The following is a 16,580-nucleotide window of genomic DNA, read 5'->3' as shown; positions in this document are numbered from 1 at the left end:
TCCTGCGCCTATGATAAATAGTCGTTTACCAATGCTGATGTCATTCAAGAAACGCACTATAACCTCCGGACATATCCATTCCGGATTGTTATAGAGTGGAGCGGGCCGCGAACTTTCATTTCATATGCGATATTTCGCTTTTGCAGCGAAACGAATCGAAACGATTTCAAATCCTAATAATAGTCGAAGTGGACCTTACGGGATTATGCGGAGGTGGAGGAGCGCCCATGGGCACTCCTCCGTTTCCAGCGTCAGTTCTGGGCAGCCGTGGTGCCGGGACGCGCCGGCGGCTGGCTGGAGGCGGCGGCGCGCAGCGCCTCGTCGTACCAGGCCGCGAGGTCGCGGTGCATCAGCGGCATGGTCGTCGGGTTGAGATAGACCATGTGGCCGGCGTCGTAATAGGTGAAGTGGATGTTCTTCTGCAGCTGCGGATCCAGCAGCATGTGGCTGACGTCGAACTCCGCGCCGTAGAAAGGCGTGGCGAAGTCGAAATAGCCGTTCATGAACAGCACCTTCAGATACGGGTTGGTGCGCATCGTATAGGCCAGGTCGGCTGCGCTGTTGGGGGCGAGATGGGTCCCGCTGCCGTCGGGCGCACGGTGCTTCCAGTCCCAGTCGAAACCGGGGCCGCGCGCGCTCATCCGGTAGGGCATGTCGGTCTTGTAGCCGAGCACGCGGGAGGCATAGTCCTGGAAGGTCGCCACGAAGGCCCCGGTAACGGCGGTCGAGGCCGGATCGTCGCTCGGGCTGTCGGCATTGGCGTCGGTCATGTTGAGCAGATACCGCGAATCCAGCCGGCCCACGGCGAGGCGACGGTCGCGCAGCAGCTCGGTCTGGAAGTGCGACAGGGTGAGGCGCAGGTCGGCGCGCAGGATGAAGGCCTCGCTGATGCCGGTATAGTCGGCCATCTTCTTGGCGATCGCCGCCTTCTCCTCGGCCGAGATGGTCGAGCCCTTGGCGAGCGCGGCGGCATAGGGCCCGCTGGTGAAGGCACGGACCTCGGCGAGGAAGCTCGGCAGATCGGCGGGGCGGTTCTGCAGCCGGTTATGGTACCAGGCGGTCGCCGCCATCGTCGGGAAGAGCGTGAGAAAATTCTGGTCGTAGCCCGGCTGGCGGACGCCATAGTTCATGATCGTCGAGAACTGGACCATGCCGTTGAGGCTCAGCCCCGCATCCTCGAGCTTGGCCGCGACCACCGGGTTGCGCAGCGTGCCGTAGCTTTCGCCGAACAGGAATTTCGGGCTGGGCCACCGATCGAACTTGGCTGTGTAGCGCAGGATGGCGCGGGCAAAGCCATCGGCATCCTGGTCGACGCCCCAGAAGTCCTTGCCGGTCTTTTCCCCCAGCGGCCGCGACCAGCCGGCACCCAGCGCATCGATGAAGACGAGGTCGCTCTTGTCGATCAGCGAGTCCGGATTGGGACCGAAGCCATAGGGCGCCGGACGGATATATTCGGGATTGGCGGTGGTGACGCGGACCGGCGCGAAGCTGCCCATGTGCAGCCAGATCGTCGGCGATCCCGGGCCGCCATTGTAGAAGAAGGTCACCGGCCGCTGCTCGCGCGCCGCCCCGTCGCGCACATAGGCGGTGTAGAAATAGGAGGCGGTCGGCTTGCCGTCGTCGTCGCGGATGGTGAGCGTGCCGGCGGTGGCGGTATAGGCGATCCGCTGCCCGCCGACGGTGACGGCGCCGTGGCTGACCGCCGTGGTTTCGTCCACCGAAGGCTTGGCCCAGGCAGCTTCCGCCTCGGCCTTCATCTGTTCGCGATGGTCCGGGCCCTTCGCCGCCGGCTTCTCCTGCGCCCAGGCCGGGCTGGTGGTGGCGAGCAACAGGCACAGAAAAGCAGCACGGCGCATTCAAATCCCCCTATGTTCTTGGATCAGGGAGACTTTGTTACATGCCCGAGCGATCGAGACAAGCGCGCGACGGTTACGTTACATTTCCCCGCGCGCGCGGCGAATGGCGTACCATTTCGCCACGTTGGCTTGGTGCTGCGCATAGGTCTCGGCGAAGACATGGCCGCCGGTGCCGTCTGCGACGAAGTACAGTGCCTTGGACTGGGCCGGATGCAGCACCGCATCGATCGAGGCGCGCCCCGGGTTGGCGATCGGACCTTCGGGCAGGCCGCGCATCGCATAGGTGTTGTAGCCGTTCTTGGCGCGCAGCTCCGACTGGAGGATGCGGCGGCCGAGCGGCTTGCCCTTGGTGATTGGATAGATGATTGTCGGATCGGCCTGGAGCGGCATGCCCGCCTTCAGCCGGTTGGCGTAGACCGCTGCCACCGTGGTGCGCTCGGCCGGCTTGGCAGTCTCCTTCTCGACGATCGAGGCGAGGATGATCGCTTCGCGCGGCGTGGTCACCACCAGCCCCTTGTCGCGTCCGGCCCAGGCTTTGGCGAGATAGGCGGTCATCGCCTTCTGCATCCGCGCCAGCACCGCGGCGCGCGGCTCGTCGCGGACATAGGCATAGCTGTCGGGCAGCACCGAGCCCTCTTCGGGGGTCTTGGCCGTGCCGGTGAGCGCCGGCGCCTTGGCCAGCGCCTCGGCAACGAGGATCGACGGCATCCCCTCAGGCACGGTCACCAGCCGTTGCAGCGTCTTGCCGTCCTGCAGCATCTCCAGGATTTGGCGCGCGCTCGTCCGCGGCGCGATGCGATATTCGCCGGCGCGGATCGTGCCGTTGCCGCCGAATGCTTTGGCGAAACTCAGGAAGATCGGGCGCGAGGTGATTGCGCCCGCCTTTTCCAACTCGCGCGCCGCGCGGGAGAGCGTCGCCCCCTCGGGGACGACGACGCTCAGTTCCTGGGTCGCCGGCCCCGGCCCCGCCCAGAGGAACCAGCCCCCGGCAAAGGCCGCGACCAGCAGCAGTGCCGCGACGAGAAGGACGCGCGGCCCCCGGCTCCTGCGTGCGGGCGCACGCTTGCCGGAACGGGGTCGCGCGTTCTTCGCCATCAGATCAGAGCGCCTTCATCACCAGGCTGGCATTGGTGCCGCCGAAGCCGAACGAATTGTTCAGCACGGCCTTCACCTTCCGCTCCTTGGCGACGTGCGGCACCAGGTCGATGCCCACGCAATTGTCGCTCGGATTGTCGAGGTTGAGCGTCGGCGGCACGATCTGGTCGCGCAGCGCCAGGATGCAGAAGATGCTCTCCACCGCGCCCGCGCCGCCCAGCAAGTGGCCGATCGCCGACTTGGTCGAGCTCATCGACGCGCCGCCGATCGAATCGCCGAACAGGCGACGCACCGCGCCGAGTTCGAGCTCGTCGCCCATCGGCGTCGAGGTGCCGTGCGCGTTGATATAGTCGATGTCGCCGAGCGCGAGGCCCGACTTGCGCATCGCCATCTGCATCGAGCGGAACGCGCCCGAGCCTTCGGGATGCGGCGCCGTCACGTGATAGGCGTCGCCCGACAGACCATAGCCGACGACTTCGGCGTAGATCTTCGCACCGCGGCGCTTGGCATGCTCATATTCCTCGAGCACGACCACGCCCGCGCCTTCGCCCATCACGAAGCCGTCGCGGCCCTGGTCCCAGGGGCGGCTGGCCTTGGTCGGATCGTCGCGGAAGCCGGTGGACAGCGCACGTGCCTGGCCGAAACCGGCAATGCCGATCGGGCACACGGTGCTCTCGGCGCCGCCGGCGAGCATGATGTCGGCATCGTCCATCGCGATCATCCGCGCGGCGTCGCCGATCGAGTGGGCGCCGGTCGAGCAGGCGGTGACCACCGCATGGTTCGGCCCCATCAGGCCATACTTGATCGAGACCTGACCCGAGATCAGGTTGATCAGGCGGCCATGGACGAAGTGCGGCGACACGCGCTTCGGGCCCTTTTCGGCGAGGACGAGCGATTCGCTCTCGATGCCTGGCAGGCCGCCGATGCCCGAACCGATCGAGCAGCCGGCGCGGAAGCGCATCTCTTCGGGCATGTCGAGCAGGCCGGCATCCTCGATCGCCTGGCCGGCGGCGTCGATACCGAAGACGATGAATGGATCGACCTGCCGCTGGATCTTGTGGTCGACACGCTTGCCGGCATCGAAGCCATATTCATGATCCGCCGGCTTCACTTCGCAGGCATAGTTGCTCTGGAATTCCGTCGCGTCGAATTTGGTGATCGTGCCCGCGCCGGACTTGCTGGCGAGGATGTTCTTCCAGGCGGTTTCGACATCGGCCCCCAGCGGGGTGACGAGTCCCAGGCCGGTCACGACTACGCGGCGCATGGCAGTTCTCCAGTCAATTTCTGTTCGGTTCGTTCGTAATACAAAACGGCTCCCCGTCCGCATCGCCAAAGGCACGGGACGGGAAGCCGCCTAGTCGCAAATCCTGCCCATCGGGCCGGGAGCGCGTTTCGAGCGTCAGCCCTGCTGATGCTCGGAGATATAGGCAACCGCGTCGCCGACGGTGCTGATCTTCTCCGCGGCGTCGTCCGGGATCTCGACCCCGAACTCTTCCTCGAAGGCCATCACCAGCTCGACGATGTCGAGGCTGTCCGCGCCGAGGTCATCGGTGAAGCTCGCGGTCGGCACCACGTCCTTGGCGTCGACGCCGAGATGGTCGACAACGAGCGCCTGCACGCGGGTGGTGATCTCTTCCTGGTTGGCCATGGTCCCTGTTTTCCTTTGTGATGGGGCTCTGAATCCGTTTTCCCGCACCTAGAATGCCGCCGGGGCCGTTGCAAGAGGGTGCCGCAAGGCGCCCGCTCTCGTCAGCGGGAAAAGTCGGCTGAAGCATATTCCAGCGTGTTGAGAAACGCAAAATATTGCGCGAGCAGTTCCGCATTGGCGCGGGTTTGTTGCGCTTCATCGGTAACGGCGGCGCGGATCAGGTCCTGCGTCGCCTTGGGGGTGAGCGGCTCGCGGCGCACCTCTTCGGGCAAGGCGGCGAACTGCTGGTCAAGTGCGGCGGGGTCGAAGCCCTTGGCCTGCACCACCCGCTTCGCCACCGGCAGGCCCACTTCCGCCAGTGCGTAGACACCGGAAGCCGTTGCCGCCGCCCCGCTCCAACCCCGCTCGTTGGCGCAGGCAGTGGTCGCGTCATTCAGCCCGCGCGTGACTGCGGGCGAATATCGAGGTCGCTGCCCCGGCGTGCCGAGGTTGCGCTCGACATCGGCGGCCAACTGCGCCTTCACCGCCGCGTCGAGCTTCTGCCCGACGCAGACGATCGACGCCGGATCCGCCGGCGCCGCGAAGGCCGGGGCTGCGGTGGCAAGTGCAAGTGCTGCGGCAAGAATCAAACGCATCGTCTTCCTTACTCCACGCCCCCGGCTGCTCGGCTCAGAGCATCGCCATCCCGCCGTTCACATGCAAGGTCTGGCCGGTGACATAGGCCGCTTCCTTGCTGGCGAGATAGACGACCGCCGCGCCGATGTCCTCGCCCTCGCCCAGCTTTCCGGCAGGAATACGGCCGAGCAGCGCCTCTTTCTGCGCATCGGGCAGAACGTCCGTCATCGCCGACCGGATGAAGCCCGGCGCGACGCAGTTGACGGTGATGTTGCGGCTGGCGAGTTCCTGGGCCAGCGCCTTGGACATGCCGACCAGTCCGGCCTTGGAGGCGGCATAGTTGGCTTGGCCCGGATTGCCGGTCGCGCCGACGATTGAGGTGATCGAGATCATGCGGCCGAAGCGCGCCTTCATCATCGGCTTGGCGGCGGCGCGCATCAGGCGGAACGCGGCTTCCAGATTGACCTGGATCACCTGCTCCCACTCCTCGTCCTTCATCCGCATCGCAAGGTTGTCGCGGGTGACGCCGGCATTGTTGACCAGAATGTCGAGCTTGCCGCCCAGCGCTTCCACCGCCTGCGGCACCAGCGCGTCGACCGCGGCGCGATCGGAGAGGTTGCAGGTCAGCGCGACATGCTCGCCGCCCAGGCCGGCGCGAAAGGCTTCCAGCTTCTCGGCATTGGAACCCGACACGGCGAGCTTGGCGCCCTGCGCCGCCAGCGCCTTGGCGATCGCCGAACCGATGCCACCCGAAGCGCCCGTGACGAGCGCGGTCATTCCCGTAAGATCGAACATTTCCCGTATCTCCTCAGAGCGCCTTCACGAGTGCTTCAATGTCATCCATACTCACCACGCTGGTCACGCCAGCATCGGGGGTGATGCGCTTGACCATGCCGCCCAGCACCTTGCCGCCCAGTTCGACGAAATCGTGCACGCCGGCGTCGAACATCACCGACACCGATTCGCGCCAGCGCACCATGCCGGTCACCTGTTCGACGAGCAGCGTTCGGATCGTCGCCGGGTCGCTGACCGGCGCCGCAGTCACATTGGCATAGACCGGCACCAGCGGCGCCTGGATCGCCACCTCGGCCAGCGCGGCAGCCATTGCGTCGGCGGCGGGCTGCATCAGCGGGCAGTGGAACGGCGCCGAGACCGGCAGCAGCAGCGCGCGCTTGGCGCCGTGGTCCTTGGCGATCGCCACCGCACGCTCGATCGCGCCCCGCGCGCCCGAGATCACCACCTGGGTGGGATCATTGTCGTTGGCGACGGTGCACACTTCGCCCTCGGCCGCGGCATCGGCGATCGCCTGCGCCTTGACGAGATCGGCGCCGAGCAGCGCCGCCATCGCCCCCTCGCCCACCGGCACTGCCGACTGCATCGCATCGCCGCGCTGGCGCAGCAGCTTCGCGGTCGTGGACAGGTCAAGCGCCCCGGCGGCGCAGAGCGCCGTATATTCGCCGAGCGAGTGGCCCGCGACGAAATCGGCCTTTTCGGCAAGACGGATGCCGCCTTCCTTCTCGAGCACGCGCAGCACCGCGATGGCATTGGCCATGATCGCCGGCTGGGCGTTGGCCGTGAGCGTCAGATCGCTCTCGGGCCCCTCGCTCATCAGCTTGAAGAGATGCTGCCCGAGCGCCTCGTCGACTTCCTGGAACACTTCGCGCGCGGCGGGGCTCGCTTCGGCCAAGGCCTTGCCCATGCCGACGGCCTGGCTGCCCTGACCGGGGAAAAGAAACGCGCGCATAACTGTATCTCCTGCGGAAGCGCCGTGAATGGGCGAGCGCGTTACGGCGAGACATGGGGCGGACGCAAGCCTGCCGCACGGCTACACCCGTCACAAAGTCGATGCCGGGCACCGTCGATCCGACAAGCCGATCCTTTACCCCGATCAGCGCATCGATTGTCGCGATCTGGGGCAGCTGGTCGCTTTTGGCACGATTAACCTAAATCCTTATCGTTGTTACACTTAAGAGCGAGCCGTACCGTCCTCCCAAGTTCATTGATGCAACAGCGGGAGGATTTAGGATGAAGATGAAGACGATGCTGGCCGGGGCGGCCTTCCTGATGGCAGCAGCGCCTTGCGCTGCGAATGCCTCGATCGTCGTGCTCGGCAAGTGCAGTTCGGTCGCCTCGACCAGCGGCTGCCTGTTCCTCGGCAACATCACCGGCAACGACAACGTCTTCAACCCGAACAGCTACAAGCAGGCCGAGTTTGTCTACAACGTCTATAACAATTTCGTGGCGAGCGCGCAGCCGAACATCAAACTCAACTATCTGTTCGACACGAATAGCACCTCGGGCCTGATCACCGGCGCCGGCACGGCCTCCGGCACCTGGGCGACGCCGGGCTACACGATCGACTATATGGCGGTGAAGGCGGGCAGCTATTTCTCGCTCTACAAGGTCGCCGATCTGAGCAGCGGCAGCTGGAGCACGATGGACATTCCGCACGGCAAGAATGCCAAGGACCTGTCGCACATCGTCTTCTTCGGCTCCGCGGCGGTGGCCGGGGTGCCCGAGCCGGCGACCTGGGGCATGATGATCGCCGGTGTCGGCATGGCCGGGGGTGCACTGCGCCGCCGCCGCGACCGCCAGCAGCTGCGCGTCGCCGCCGCCTGATTGCGCTTGCAACCGCCCCCGCTTTTGCGTAAGGGCAGCCGATCGGAGCGGAGCAGCAATGCGTCCGCTCCGTTTGCTTTATCAAGACGACAGCCGGAGGGGCGACCGCATGGGGCGGCGTCAGCGATCGGCCAACAGGAAGAGAACCAATGGCTCTGTACGAGCATGTGTTCCTTGCGCGCCAGGATCTGGCACAGGCGCAAGTGGACGCGCTGGCGGAAACCGCCACCAAGATCGTCGAAGACAACAACGGCAAGGTCGTCAAGACCGAGACCTGGGGTCTTCGCAGCCTCGCCTATCGTATCGCCAAGAACCGCAAGGCGCACTACGTGATGCTCGAGATCGACGCGCCGGCCGGCGTGGTCGCCGAGCTGGAGCGCCAGACGCAGATCAACGAAGACGTGATCCGCTACATGACCGTCAAGGTTGACGGCCACGAGGCAGGTCCCTCGGTGATGATGCGCAAGGGCGACCGCGAGCGTCGCGGCCGTCGTGACCGCGATGGCAACTTCGAAGGCGAATAAGGAGCGTATAGACCATGGCACGACCCTTTTTCCGCCGCCGCAAGAGCTGCCCCTTCTCCGCGAAGGATGCGCCCCGGATCGACTATAAGGACGTCCGCCTGCTGCAGGGCTTCGTATCCGAGCGCGGCAAGATCGTCCCCTCGCGCATCACTTCGGTGAGCGCGAAGAAGCAGCGCGAGCTGGCCCAGGCCATCAAGCGCGCCCGTCACCTGGGCCTGCTGCCCTACATCGTTAAGTAAGGAGCGGATCCATGGATGTCATTCTGCTGGAGCGCGTTGAGAAGCTCGGCCACATCGGCGACGTGGTGAAGGTGAAGGACGGCTTTGCCCGTAACTTCCTCCTGCCGCGCAAGAAGGCGCTGCGCGCCAACGAAGCCAACCGCAAGGTCTTCGAAGCCAATCGCGAACGCATCGAAGCCGAGAACGCGACCCGTCGCGTTGAGGCCGAGAAGGAATCGAAGACGCTCGAGGGCGTTTCGGTCACCCTGATCCGCCAGGCGTCGAACGTCGGCCAGCTGTACGGCTCGGTCGCGGTGCGCGATCTGGTCGACGTGCTGACCGCCGACGGCCACAAGGTCAACAAGGCGCAGATCGTGCTTGACCGCCCGATCAAGGCGATCGGCGTGTACGAAGTGCGCGTTGCGCTGCACCCGGAAGTCGCGGTGACCATCAAGGTCAACGTCGCACGTTCGCCGGAAGAAGCCGAGATGCAGGCGCAGGGCGTCGACGTCACGGCGGCGATGTTCGAGCGCGAAGAGACCGGCTTCACCGAGGATTACGATCCCAACGCCGAGCCGGGCGAGATCGCGACCGAAGCCCCCGCCGCGGAAGACGCGCAGGGCTGAGTCTAGCGACTTTACCAACAAGGCAGGGGCCGTACCGAGCGATCGGTGCGGCCCTTTCCTTTTGCGGATAGGGGAAACGCGCCACACCTGTCCTGAAATACGTACGACATGCAGCTGGAACGCTTCGTTACCCACTGGCATGCGAAAATGCTCAGGCGTACCGCGTGGCACCCCGAATCGGTTGGGGAACGGAGACCTGCAGTGGAGCAGTTGGCGAGCGACGGGGATGCCCCCGCGCATCCGCATCAGGAAAAGTTCACCGCGCTGGCGATCGGCGCGATCGGCGTGGTGTTCGGCGATATCGGGACGTCGCCGCTCTATTCGCTCAAGGAAAGTTTCATCGGCCACCACAAGCTGGCCCTGGATCCGGCGCACATCTACGGCGTGCTGTCGCTGATCTTCTGGACGATGACCTCGATCGTCACGATCAAGTATGTCGCGCTGATCCTGCGCGCCGACAACAAGGGCGAAGGCGGCAGCCTCGCGCTGCTTGCGCTGATCACCCGAAAGATGGGCGACAGCCGCTGGCGCGTCGCGATCGTCATGACCGGCGTGATCGCCACCGCGCTTTTCTATGGCGACGCGATCATCACGCCCGCAATCTCGGTGCTGTCGGCGGTCGAGGGGCTCACGACCGTCGAAGCCGGGTTCACGCCGCTCGTGCTGCCGGTGACGGTGGCGATCCTGGTCGCGCTGTTCGCGATCCAGGCGCGCGGCACCGCCGCGGTGGGCAAGCTGTTCGGGCCGGTGATGCTGGTCTATTTCGCGGTGATCGCGATCCTCGGCGTCCGCGGGATCATCGCCGCGCCCAAAATCTTGTGGGCGCTCAATCCCTGGTATGCGGTCAAGTTCTTCGCGCTGGACCCCAGCCTCGCCTTCCTGGCCCTGGGCTCGGTGGTGCTGGCGGTGACCGGCGCCGAGGCGCTCTATGCCGATATGGGCCATTTCGGCCGCCGCGCGATCATGGTGTCGTGGCTGTACGTCGCCTTTCCGTGCCTGATGCTCAACTATCTGGGCCAGTCGGCGCTGATCCTGCGCAACCCGGCGATGATCGAGAACCCCTTCTTCCTGATGGCGCCGGACTGGGCGCGCCTGCCGCTGGTCATCCTCGCCACCATGGCGACGGTGATCGCCAGCCAAGCGGTGATCTCGGGCGCCTTCTCGGTCTCGCAACAGGCGGTGCAGTTGGGCTTCCTGCCGCGGCTGCGTATCCTCCACACCAGCGCCAAGGCGGCGGGACAGATCTACATCCCGCTGGTCAATTGGGGCCTGCTGGTGATGGTGGTGCTGCTGGCGCTCGGCTTCCGCAGCTCGAGCAACCTCGCCTCGGCATACGGCATCGCAGTGACCGGCACGATGTTCATCACCGCCTGCATGCTGGGCGTGCTGACCTTCGCGGTGTGGAAGTGGAACAAGCTGCTCGCCGGCCTGGTGACGGGTAGCTTCCTGCTGATCGACGGCGCCTATTTCGCCTCGAACATCACCAAGATCCCCGATGGCGGCTGGTTCCCGCTGCTCGTCGCCGCCGTGGCGTTCCTGATCCTGACCACCTGGTCGCGCGGGCGCCGGCTGGTGCTCGACCGGTTGCAGGAAGGCGCGATGCCGATCGCGCTGTTCATCCGCTCGGCGGCGCAGACCGCGACGCGGGTGAAGGGGACTGCGGTGTTCCTCACTTCGACGCCCGACAGCATCCCCCCTGCCTTGCTCCACAACCTCAAGCACAACAAGGTGCTGCACGAGCGGATCGTGCTGCTCACCGTCGCGATCGAGCCGGTGCCGCATGTTCGCGGGGCCGAGTGCAGGACGATGGAGCCGCTGGGCGACGGCTTCTTCCGCGTCGTGCTGCACTACGGTTTCATGGACGAGGTGGACGTGCCGATGGCGCTCGCGGCGATCCAGGATTGCGGCGCGCCGTTCCGTCCGATGGAGACCAGCTACTTCCTCGCCCGGCAGACTCTGCTGCCCTCGTCGCGCCCCGGCATGGCGATCTGGCGCGAGAAGCTGTTCGCTTGGATGGTCCGCAATGCCGAAAGCGCGATGGAGTTCTTCAAGCTCCCCACCAACCGCGTGGTCGAACTCGGCAGCCAGCTGGAAATCTGAACAAAAAAATGGGGCAGCTTTCGCAGTGGAAGCCGCCCCAGGTCTTCGGGGTGTGCCTGTTTAGCCGGCCAGCACGGCGGTCTTGCCGCTGGCGCCCTGGACATCGACCGACGAACCGCCCGCGCGGCGCCGTTGCAGCCAGTCCTTGAGCAGTTCGGCGCAGCTGTGATCGACCGCGTCGAGCCGCGAGACGTCGAGCAGCACCGACTTGCCGCCAGGAACCGACTCCAGCCGGTCCGAGAGCTTGGGCAGCGTGATGAAGGTCGCCGAACCCGCCAGCGCGATCCGGTGGCCGCCCGCTTCCTCCTGCTGGTCGACCTTGAGGCCGAGGCGACGGAGGTTGGGCACCAGTTCGAGCAGCGAGAGGGCGATGCCGACGAGCACGCCGGTCAGCAGGTCCTCGGTCACGACGAGCAGGCAGGTCACCGCCCAGATCGCCGCCGGCAACAGGCCGTACTGGGCGAACAGGTGGCGGACATGCTTGAGGTTAACCAGCTTGACGCCGGTAACCACCAGCACCGCACCCAGCGCCGCCATCGGGATCTCGCGCAGCAGCCAGGGCAGCAGCGCGACGAAGCCGAGGATCCACGCGCCGTGCAGGATTGCGGAGAGCCGCGTCTGCGCGCCTGCCTGAACGTTGGCCGAGCTGCGGACGATGACGCCGGTCATCGGCAGTGCGCCGGCGACGCCGCATAGCAGATTGCCGATGCCCTGCGCGCGCAGTTCCTTGTTGTAGTTGGTCCGCACGCCATCGTGCATGCGATCGACCGCGGCGGCCGACAGCAGCGTCTCGGCGCTGGCGATGAAGGCGAGTGCGATCGCAGCGGTGATCACGCTCGGATCCATCCACTTGGCGAAGAAGCCGTTCTCCGGCAGCGCGATCGCCGAGACGATGTTCGACGGCACGCTTACGCGCGTCACGTCGAAGCCGAAGCTGAACGCCACCAGCGTCGCCGCGACCACGCCGACCAGCGCGCCGGGGACGAGCTTGACCGCGGCGGGCTTGAACTTGTCCCAGCCAAGCATCGTCGCGATCGTCAGCAGGCCCAGCCCCAGCGCCATTTCCGTGGAGGCCAGGTCGCTCGACAGGCCCAGCACACGACCGGGCATCGCCGCGAGGTTGGCGAGACCGCTCGACAGCGGCTTGGCATCGAACAGCACGTGATACTGGCCGACGACGATCAGGATGCCGATGCCGGCAAGCATGCCATGCACCACGGCAGGCGAGATCGCGCGGAACCAGCCGCCGACGCGCAGCACGCCGGCGACCACCTGGATGGCGCCCGCGAGGATCAGGATCGGCCCGAGCGCGGACAGGCCCTGCTCACGCACCAGCTCGAAGACGATGACGGCGAGGCCCGCCGCCGGGCCGCTCACCTGCAGCGGCGAACCGGCCAGAAAGCCGACGACCAGGCCACCGATGATGCCGGTGACCAGGCCTTTCTCGGGCGGCACGCCCGAGGCGATGGCGATGCCCATGCAGAGCGGCATCGCCACGAGGAACACGACGATCGACGCCGTGAAGTCGCGCACGAAGCTCTTGGGCTTCGGTGCTTCCGCGACCGTGCTCATTCGGCTGCCTCCGCATATTCGATGTCGCGCGCCAGCCGCTGGCCGGCCGGCAGCGCCACCGGCATCGGGCGATCCTCGCGGATCGGCATGAAGCGGCCGCTCTCGCCGTCGAGGCCGAGCACCATGCCGGCGCCGATGTCGACGAACCAGCCGTGCAGCGCGATCTCGCCCCGCGCGATGCCCGCCGCAACCGAAGGATGGGTGCGCAGATGCGCGAGCTGGACGACGACATTTTCCAGTGCGGCGGTGCGGACCGCATCGGCGCCTTCCAGATTGTCATAGCCGCCGTCGACGACGCACTTGGCGGCATGGCTGTGGCGCAGCCACGCGGTGACGTTCGGCATGCCTTCGAGCATTTCGGGGTTCATCAGCGCCTTCATCGCGCCGCAGTCCGAATGGCCGCAGACTATGATGTCGCGCACGCCGAGCGCTGCCACGGCATATTCCACGGTCGAGGACACGCCGCCATTCTGGGTGGCGAAGGGCGGCACGATGTTGCCGGCGTTGCGGCAGACGAACAGGTCGCCCGGGTTTGCCTGGATGATGTGCTCCGGCACCACGCGCGAATCGGCGCAGGAGATCATCAGCGCCTTCGGGCTCTGCCCGTGCGCGGCGAGCTTGGAATAGAGGGCGTGCTGGTTCGGGAAGACCTGCTTCTCGAAATCGACGACGCGTCCGATCACTTCGTTCACGGCTTGCTCCTGTAACAGACCCGCGGCGCGGGCATCTCTTCAGGATCGCAAACTACCGATCGCCATTTGCTGCATCGCGGCGCGTTCGTAAGAAAACGTTGCTAAGCCGTTGGTCCGTCGCGCGGCAGGAGGATTTCGGCACACAGCCCGCCGCCTTCGCGATTGGCGAGGCGGAAACTGCCGCCCTCGGCTTCGGCGGCGCGCGCGACGATCGACAGGCCGAGCCCGAAGCCCACGGTGTCGCGCGAGCGCGCCGCATCGAGCCGGACGAAGGGCTGCATCACACGCTGGAGATCCTCCTCGGGAATGCCGGGCCCCTTGTCCTCGACGCGGACCGCTACCCCACCGTCAATTGGGACGAGCCGGATGCAACACTGGCCGGCATAATGGACGGCATTGTCGACGAGGTTGTTGAGCGCGCGCTTGAGCATCAGCGGCCGCAGGACATGCTCGAAATGGTCCGGCCCGTCATATTCGACGTCGCGCCCATGATCGGCATTGTCGTCCGCGATCGTTGCGCACAATACCGCGAGGTCGACGCGCGCAGGCGTCTCCTTGTCGCCTTCGCCACCGAGGAAGGCGAGCAGCGACGAGATCATCGCCTCCATCTCGGTAATGTCGGTCTCGACCGCGGCATGCACGTCCGGATCGGCAATCGCATCAGCGCGCAGCCGCAGCCGTGCGAGCGGCGTGCGCATGTCGTGGCCGACGGCGGCGAGTGCCTGGGTACGATCGGCGATCAGCCGCTGGATGCGGTCCTGCATCCGGTTGAACGCGCTGATCACGCGGCGTAGCTCCTTGGGGCCGGCCTCCTCGACCTGAAGGACGCTGCCGGTGCCGAAGCGATCGGCCGCCACTGCCAGCCGCCGCATCGGCAGCAGCATCCGCCGGAGCAGGATGCCGCTGATCAGGATCAGCGCCAGCGCGGGGGCCAGCGCCAGCAATATTCGCGACAGACCGAGGTCCGCTGCGTGGACATGCTCGCGCGTCCGGAAATACATCCAGCTGCCGTCGGGCATCGGCACGGCGCCGACGATCAGCGCCTTGCTCCCCTGCGAGGTGAGCCGCAGCCGCAGCCCGTTGGAGGCGAGCGTCGGCTCCCACAGCACCACCTGCTCGTAGAGGCGGTCGAGATCGGGCTGCTCGCGCAGGCCGCTCGGCAACTGCGGCATCCACCGCACCTCATAGCGCGAGGTGGTGAATTCGAGCGCGAGTTGCTCGCGCCGCGCGGGCGGCTGTTCGGCGAGCAGCTTGCGCGCGATCACCAGATGCTCGGCGAGGCGCCGCGCCTCGTCGTCGCGCACCGCAAACTGGCTGGCGCGCTCGTAGAGCATGGTGGATACGGCGAATTCGATCAGGATGGTCAGCAGCAGGATCGCGAAGACCTGCCCGATCAGCCCGGAGGGACGCTTCAGAAACGCCCTCAACTGCGTGTCACGGGCACGTTGAGCGTGTACCCGATGCCGCGCACCGTCACGATCGGCGCCTGGTGGCCCGCATCGGAGAGCTTGCGCCGCAGCCGGCTGACCAGCACGTCGATGCTGCGGTCCGAACTGTCGCCCAGCCGCGTGCGCGAGAGTTCGATCAGCCGCTCGCGCGAGATCACGCGGCCCGAATGGTCGCACAGGGTGACCAGCAGGTCGAACTCGGCGCCGGTCAGGTCGACCACTGCGCCCGTCGGCGACAGCAGCTCGCGGCGCGGCAGATTGACCGTCCAGCCGTCGAACTGGATCTCGCCCTTGGGGCGCTCCGCGGTGTCGCGTTCACCCGCGCCGCGGCGGAGCACCGCGCGGACGCGTGCGACCAGCTCGCGCGTGCCGAACGGCTTGGGGAGATAGTCGTCGGCGCCCAGCTCGAGCCCGACGACACGATCGGTCTCGCTGCCCTTGGCCGAAATGAAGATGATCGGCACAGAGCTCTTCTGGCGGATGGCGCGGCACAGATCGATGCCGCTGGTACCCGGCAGCATCACGTCGAGCAGGACGAGGTCCACCGGGCCCTGCTCCAGCGCCAGCCACATCTCCGGCGCGGAGGAGGCGGGGCGCACCGTATAGCCGTTTTCCTGGAGCGCGCGGGCCGTCAGCGTGCGCAGCTGGGGATCGTCCTCGACCAATACGATCGTGGGAAGGCTCAGCGGGGGTTCACCTGCATACATCGCGCAGAAACCTAGGGATGGCGATCCGGAGGGTCAACGTCGCCCCGCCGCATCGCCGCGTGACGGGGGTCACGTACGGCGCGTTTCGACAGCGATACAAGGCGCCATATCGTGGGGAAATCAACATGCAGATGCCGCGCCTCCATCGTTCCGTCCTGCCCGGTCGCACGCGTACGAATCGTGGCACGCTGGCGGCCATCGAGCTCGAAGGCCTGAGCCGGGAGATGCCGCCTGCGCGCGACGATTCGGCCTTCGGCCCCCGCCACCTGCTTGCCGCCCTGGACGGACTTTCCGCGGCGGTGATCGAGGCGACGGGAAGCTGGGCGTTCCTCACCGCCGAGCGAATCCAGCTGATCGACGCGGCGCACAAGCTCGCCTGGCTGCTGGTCCGCGTCAACCGCAGCGAAGCCGTGATCGCCCGGGCGCCGGACCTTGCCGGCACCACCCGCGCAATCACCTCCGCCACCTACAAGCTGCGCGCGGTGCAGGAACTGGGCGACGGCGCCGACGCGATCCAGCCGCTGTTCGACCTGATCGTCCGCATCGACCAGCTGCTGCCGCGCACCGCCCAACTCTATCAATGAGCACTGCGCCGCTGGCATATCGCCAGCAGCGCGGCTAGAGCGTTCGCGAAGGTTCTACCTTCGAACCCATGCCGGTGCCCGCTTGCGGGCGAGAAGGGAATGCGGTGCGGGCGCCTCGGCGCCCAAGGCCGCAGCTGCCCCTGCAACTGTATGCGGCGAGCGGCCGGGCAATGGCCATTGGGAGCGATCCCGAGAAGGCGCCCGAACCGCGCCGACCCGCGAGCCAGGAGACCTGCCGGCTTGGAGTCGCTCACGCCTGGTCCAGGGTGCGGCCGC

At 66.5% G+C, this 16,580-nt stretch carries 17 protein-coding genes and 1 riboswitch; of the genes, 6 read left to right on the top strand and 11 right to left on the bottom strand.

From position 1 onward, the window contains the following. Positions 1-251 precede the first annotated feature (251 nt). The 7 genes from ABIC65_RS01980 to fabD all read right to left on the bottom strand — a co-directional run bounded on the left by ABIC65_RS01980 (position 252) and on the right by fabD (position 6,958). Positions 252-1,856, bottom strand: a complete 1,605-nt coding sequence (locus tag ABIC65_RS01980) for a S10 family peptidase (RefSeq protein ID WP_354306514.1) — start codon at positions 1,854-1,856, stop codon at positions 252-254. A 78-nt stretch (positions 1,857-1,934) separates the two neighbouring features. Further along, positions 1,935-2,951: an endolytic transglycosylase MltG gene (mltG, locus tag ABIC65_RS01975; RefSeq protein WP_354306513.1), complete on the bottom strand. Its 1,017-nt coding sequence runs from the start codon at positions 2,949-2,951 to the stop codon at positions 1,935-1,937. Positions 2,952-2,955: 4 nt separating this feature from the next. Further along, entirely contained in the window at positions 2,956-4,215 is a 1,260-nt protein-coding gene (gene fabF, locus ABIC65_RS01970; protein WP_354306512.1) for a beta-ketoacyl-ACP synthase II, read from the bottom strand. A 135-nt stretch (positions 4,216-4,350) separates the two neighbouring features. Then, on the bottom strand, positions 4,351-4,599 hold the full coding sequence (locus ABIC65_RS01965; RefSeq protein WP_010543822.1) for an acyl carrier protein: 249 nt from the start codon (positions 4,597-4,599) through the stop codon (positions 4,351-4,353). Between the two features lie 101 nt (positions 4,600-4,700). Continuing rightward, positions 4,701-5,234, bottom strand: coding sequence for a hypothetical protein (locus tag ABIC65_RS01960; protein ID WP_354306511.1), 534 nt, complete (start codon positions 5,232-5,234; stop codon positions 4,701-4,703). 34 nt (positions 5,235-5,268) lie between these two features. After that, positions 5,269-6,009, bottom strand: coding sequence for a 3-oxoacyl-[acyl-carrier-protein] reductase (gene fabG, locus ABIC65_RS01955; RefSeq protein ID WP_141985274.1), 741 nt, complete (start codon positions 6,007-6,009; stop codon positions 5,269-5,271). 13 nt (positions 6,010-6,022) lie between these two features. Beyond that, positions 6,023-6,958: an ACP S-malonyltransferase gene (gene fabD, locus ABIC65_RS01950; protein WP_354306510.1), complete on the bottom strand. Its 936-nt coding sequence runs from the start codon at positions 6,956-6,958 to the stop codon at positions 6,023-6,025. A gap of 281 nt (positions 6,959-7,239) precedes the next feature. On the opposite strand from fabD, the gene ABIC65_RS01945 reads away from it, so the two are divergent. From ABIC65_RS01945 to ABIC65_RS01925, 5 genes are all read left to right on the top strand, one after another. Then, positions 7,240-7,833 carry a PEPxxWA-CTERM sorting domain-containing protein gene (locus ABIC65_RS01945; RefSeq protein ID WP_354306509.1) on the top strand — a complete coding sequence of 198 codons (594 nt, stop codon included), beginning with the start codon at positions 7,240-7,242 and terminating at the stop codon, positions 7,831-7,833. A 149-nt stretch (positions 7,834-7,982) separates the two neighbouring features. Continuing rightward, a complete protein-coding gene (gene rpsF / locus ABIC65_RS01940; protein WP_354306508.1) occupies positions 7,983-8,357 on the top strand; it encodes a 30S ribosomal protein S6 in 375 nt (124 codons plus the stop codon). A 14-nt stretch (positions 8,358-8,371) separates the two neighbouring features. Then, the gene (rpsR, locus tag ABIC65_RS01935) at positions 8,372-8,596 is read left to right on the top strand and encodes a 30S ribosomal protein S18 (RefSeq protein WP_010543816.1); all 225 of its coding nucleotides are present in this window, start codon (positions 8,372-8,374) and stop codon (positions 8,594-8,596) included. An 11-nt stretch (positions 8,597-8,607) separates the two neighbouring features. Further along, the gene (gene rplI / locus ABIC65_RS01930) at positions 8,608-9,201 is read left to right on the top strand and encodes a 50S ribosomal protein L9 (protein ID WP_354306507.1); all 594 of its coding nucleotides are present in this window, start codon (positions 8,608-8,610) and stop codon (positions 9,199-9,201) included. A gap of 147 nt (positions 9,202-9,348) precedes the next feature. After that, on the top strand, positions 9,349-11,301 hold the full coding sequence (locus tag ABIC65_RS01925) for a potassium transporter Kup (RefSeq protein ID WP_436286709.1): 1,953 nt from the start codon (positions 9,349-9,351) through the stop codon (positions 11,299-11,301). 60 nt (positions 11,302-11,361) lie between these two features. Here the strand turns inward: ABIC65_RS01925 and ABIC65_RS01920 are convergent, their stop codons facing one another. From ABIC65_RS01920 to ABIC65_RS01905, 4 genes are all read right to left on the bottom strand, one after another. After that, on the bottom strand, positions 11,362-12,873 hold the full coding sequence (locus ABIC65_RS01920; RefSeq protein WP_354306506.1) for a SulP family inorganic anion transporter: 1,512 nt from the start codon (positions 12,871-12,873) through the stop codon (positions 11,362-11,364). Next, positions 12,870-13,565 carry a carbonic anhydrase gene (locus ABIC65_RS01915; protein ID WP_354306505.1) on the bottom strand — a complete coding sequence of 232 codons (696 nt, stop codon included), beginning with the start codon at positions 13,563-13,565 and terminating at the stop codon, positions 12,870-12,872. Before ABIC65_RS01915 ends, ABIC65_RS01920 begins: the two co-directional genes overlap by 4 nt. Before the next feature lie 101 nt (positions 13,566-13,666). After that, positions 13,667-14,992, bottom strand: a complete 1,326-nt coding sequence (locus ABIC65_RS01910; RefSeq protein WP_354306504.1) for an ATP-binding protein — start codon at positions 14,990-14,992, stop codon at positions 13,667-13,669. After that, positions 14,989-15,699, bottom strand: a complete 711-nt coding sequence (locus ABIC65_RS01905; RefSeq protein ID WP_121079427.1) for a response regulator transcription factor — start codon at positions 15,697-15,699, stop codon at positions 14,989-14,991. Before ABIC65_RS01905 ends, ABIC65_RS01910 begins: the two co-directional genes overlap by 4 nt. Positions 15,700-15,845: 146 nt before the next feature. Between ABIC65_RS01905 and ABIC65_RS01900 the strand changes: the two genes are divergently transcribed. After that, positions 15,846-16,304, top strand: coding sequence for a hypothetical protein (locus ABIC65_RS01900; protein WP_354306503.1), 459 nt, complete (start codon positions 15,846-15,848; stop codon positions 16,302-16,304). Positions 16,305-16,359: 55 nt separating this feature from the next. After that, positions 16,360-16,558: riboswitch (cobalamin riboswitch) on the top strand. The last annotated feature ends 22 nt before the right edge of the window (positions 16,559-16,580 follow it).

Source organism: Sphingomonas trueperi, assembly GCF_040545665.1.
In the GTDB taxonomy this organism is placed as follows: domain Bacteria; phylum Pseudomonadota; class Alphaproteobacteria; order Sphingomonadales; family Sphingomonadaceae; genus Sphingomonas; species Sphingomonas trueperi_B.
This window is presented reverse-complemented; position numbering and strand designations above follow the sequence as displayed.

Bases quoted from the DNA above. Each gene is read 5' to 3' on its own strand.
- ABIC65_RS01980 (WP_354306514.1), bottom strand. From the start codon at position 1,856: ATGCGCCGTGCTGCTTTTCTGTGCCTGTTGCTCGCCACCACCAGCCCG.
- mltG (WP_354306513.1), bottom strand. From the start codon at position 2,951: ATGGCGAAGAACGCGCGACCCCGTTCCGGCAAGCGTGCGCCCGCACGC.
- fabF (WP_354306512.1), bottom strand. From the start codon at position 4,215: ATGCGCCGCGTAGTCGTGACCGGCCTGGGACTCGTCACCCCGCTGGGG.
- ABIC65_RS01965 (WP_010543822.1), bottom strand. From the start codon at position 4,599: ATGGCCAACCAGGAAGAGATCACCACCCGCGTGCAGGCGCTCGTTGTC.
- ABIC65_RS01960 (WP_354306511.1), bottom strand. From the start codon at position 5,234: ATGCGTTTGATTCTTGCCGCAGCACTTGCACTTGCCACCGCAGCCCCG.
- fabG (WP_141985274.1), bottom strand. From the start codon at position 6,009: ATGTTCGATCTTACGGGAATGACCGCGCTCGTCACGGGCGCTTCGGGT.
- fabD (WP_354306510.1), bottom strand. From the start codon at position 6,958: ATGCGCGCGTTTCTTTTCCCCGGTCAGGGCAGCCAGGCCGTCGGCATG.
- ABIC65_RS01945 (WP_354306509.1), top strand. From the start codon at position 7,240: ATGAAGATGAAGACGATGCTGGCCGGGGCGGCCTTCCTGATGGCAGCA.
- rpsF (WP_354306508.1), top strand. From the start codon at position 7,983: ATGGCTCTGTACGAGCATGTGTTCCTTGCGCGCCAGGATCTGGCACAG.
- rpsR (WP_010543816.1), top strand. From the start codon at position 8,372: ATGGCACGACCCTTTTTCCGCCGCCGCAAGAGCTGCCCCTTCTCCGCG.
- rplI (WP_354306507.1), top strand. From the start codon at position 8,608: ATGGATGTCATTCTGCTGGAGCGCGTTGAGAAGCTCGGCCACATCGGC.
- ABIC65_RS01925 (WP_436286709.1), top strand. From the start codon at position 9,349: ATGCTCAGGCGTACCGCGTGGCACCCCGAATCGGTTGGGGAACGGAGA.
- ABIC65_RS01920 (WP_354306506.1), bottom strand. From the start codon at position 12,873: ATGAGCACGGTCGCGGAAGCACCGAAGCCCAAGAGCTTCGTGCGCGAC.
- ABIC65_RS01900 (WP_354306503.1), top strand. From the start codon at position 15,846: ATGCAGATGCCGCGCCTCCATCGTTCCGTCCTGCCCGGTCGCACGCGT.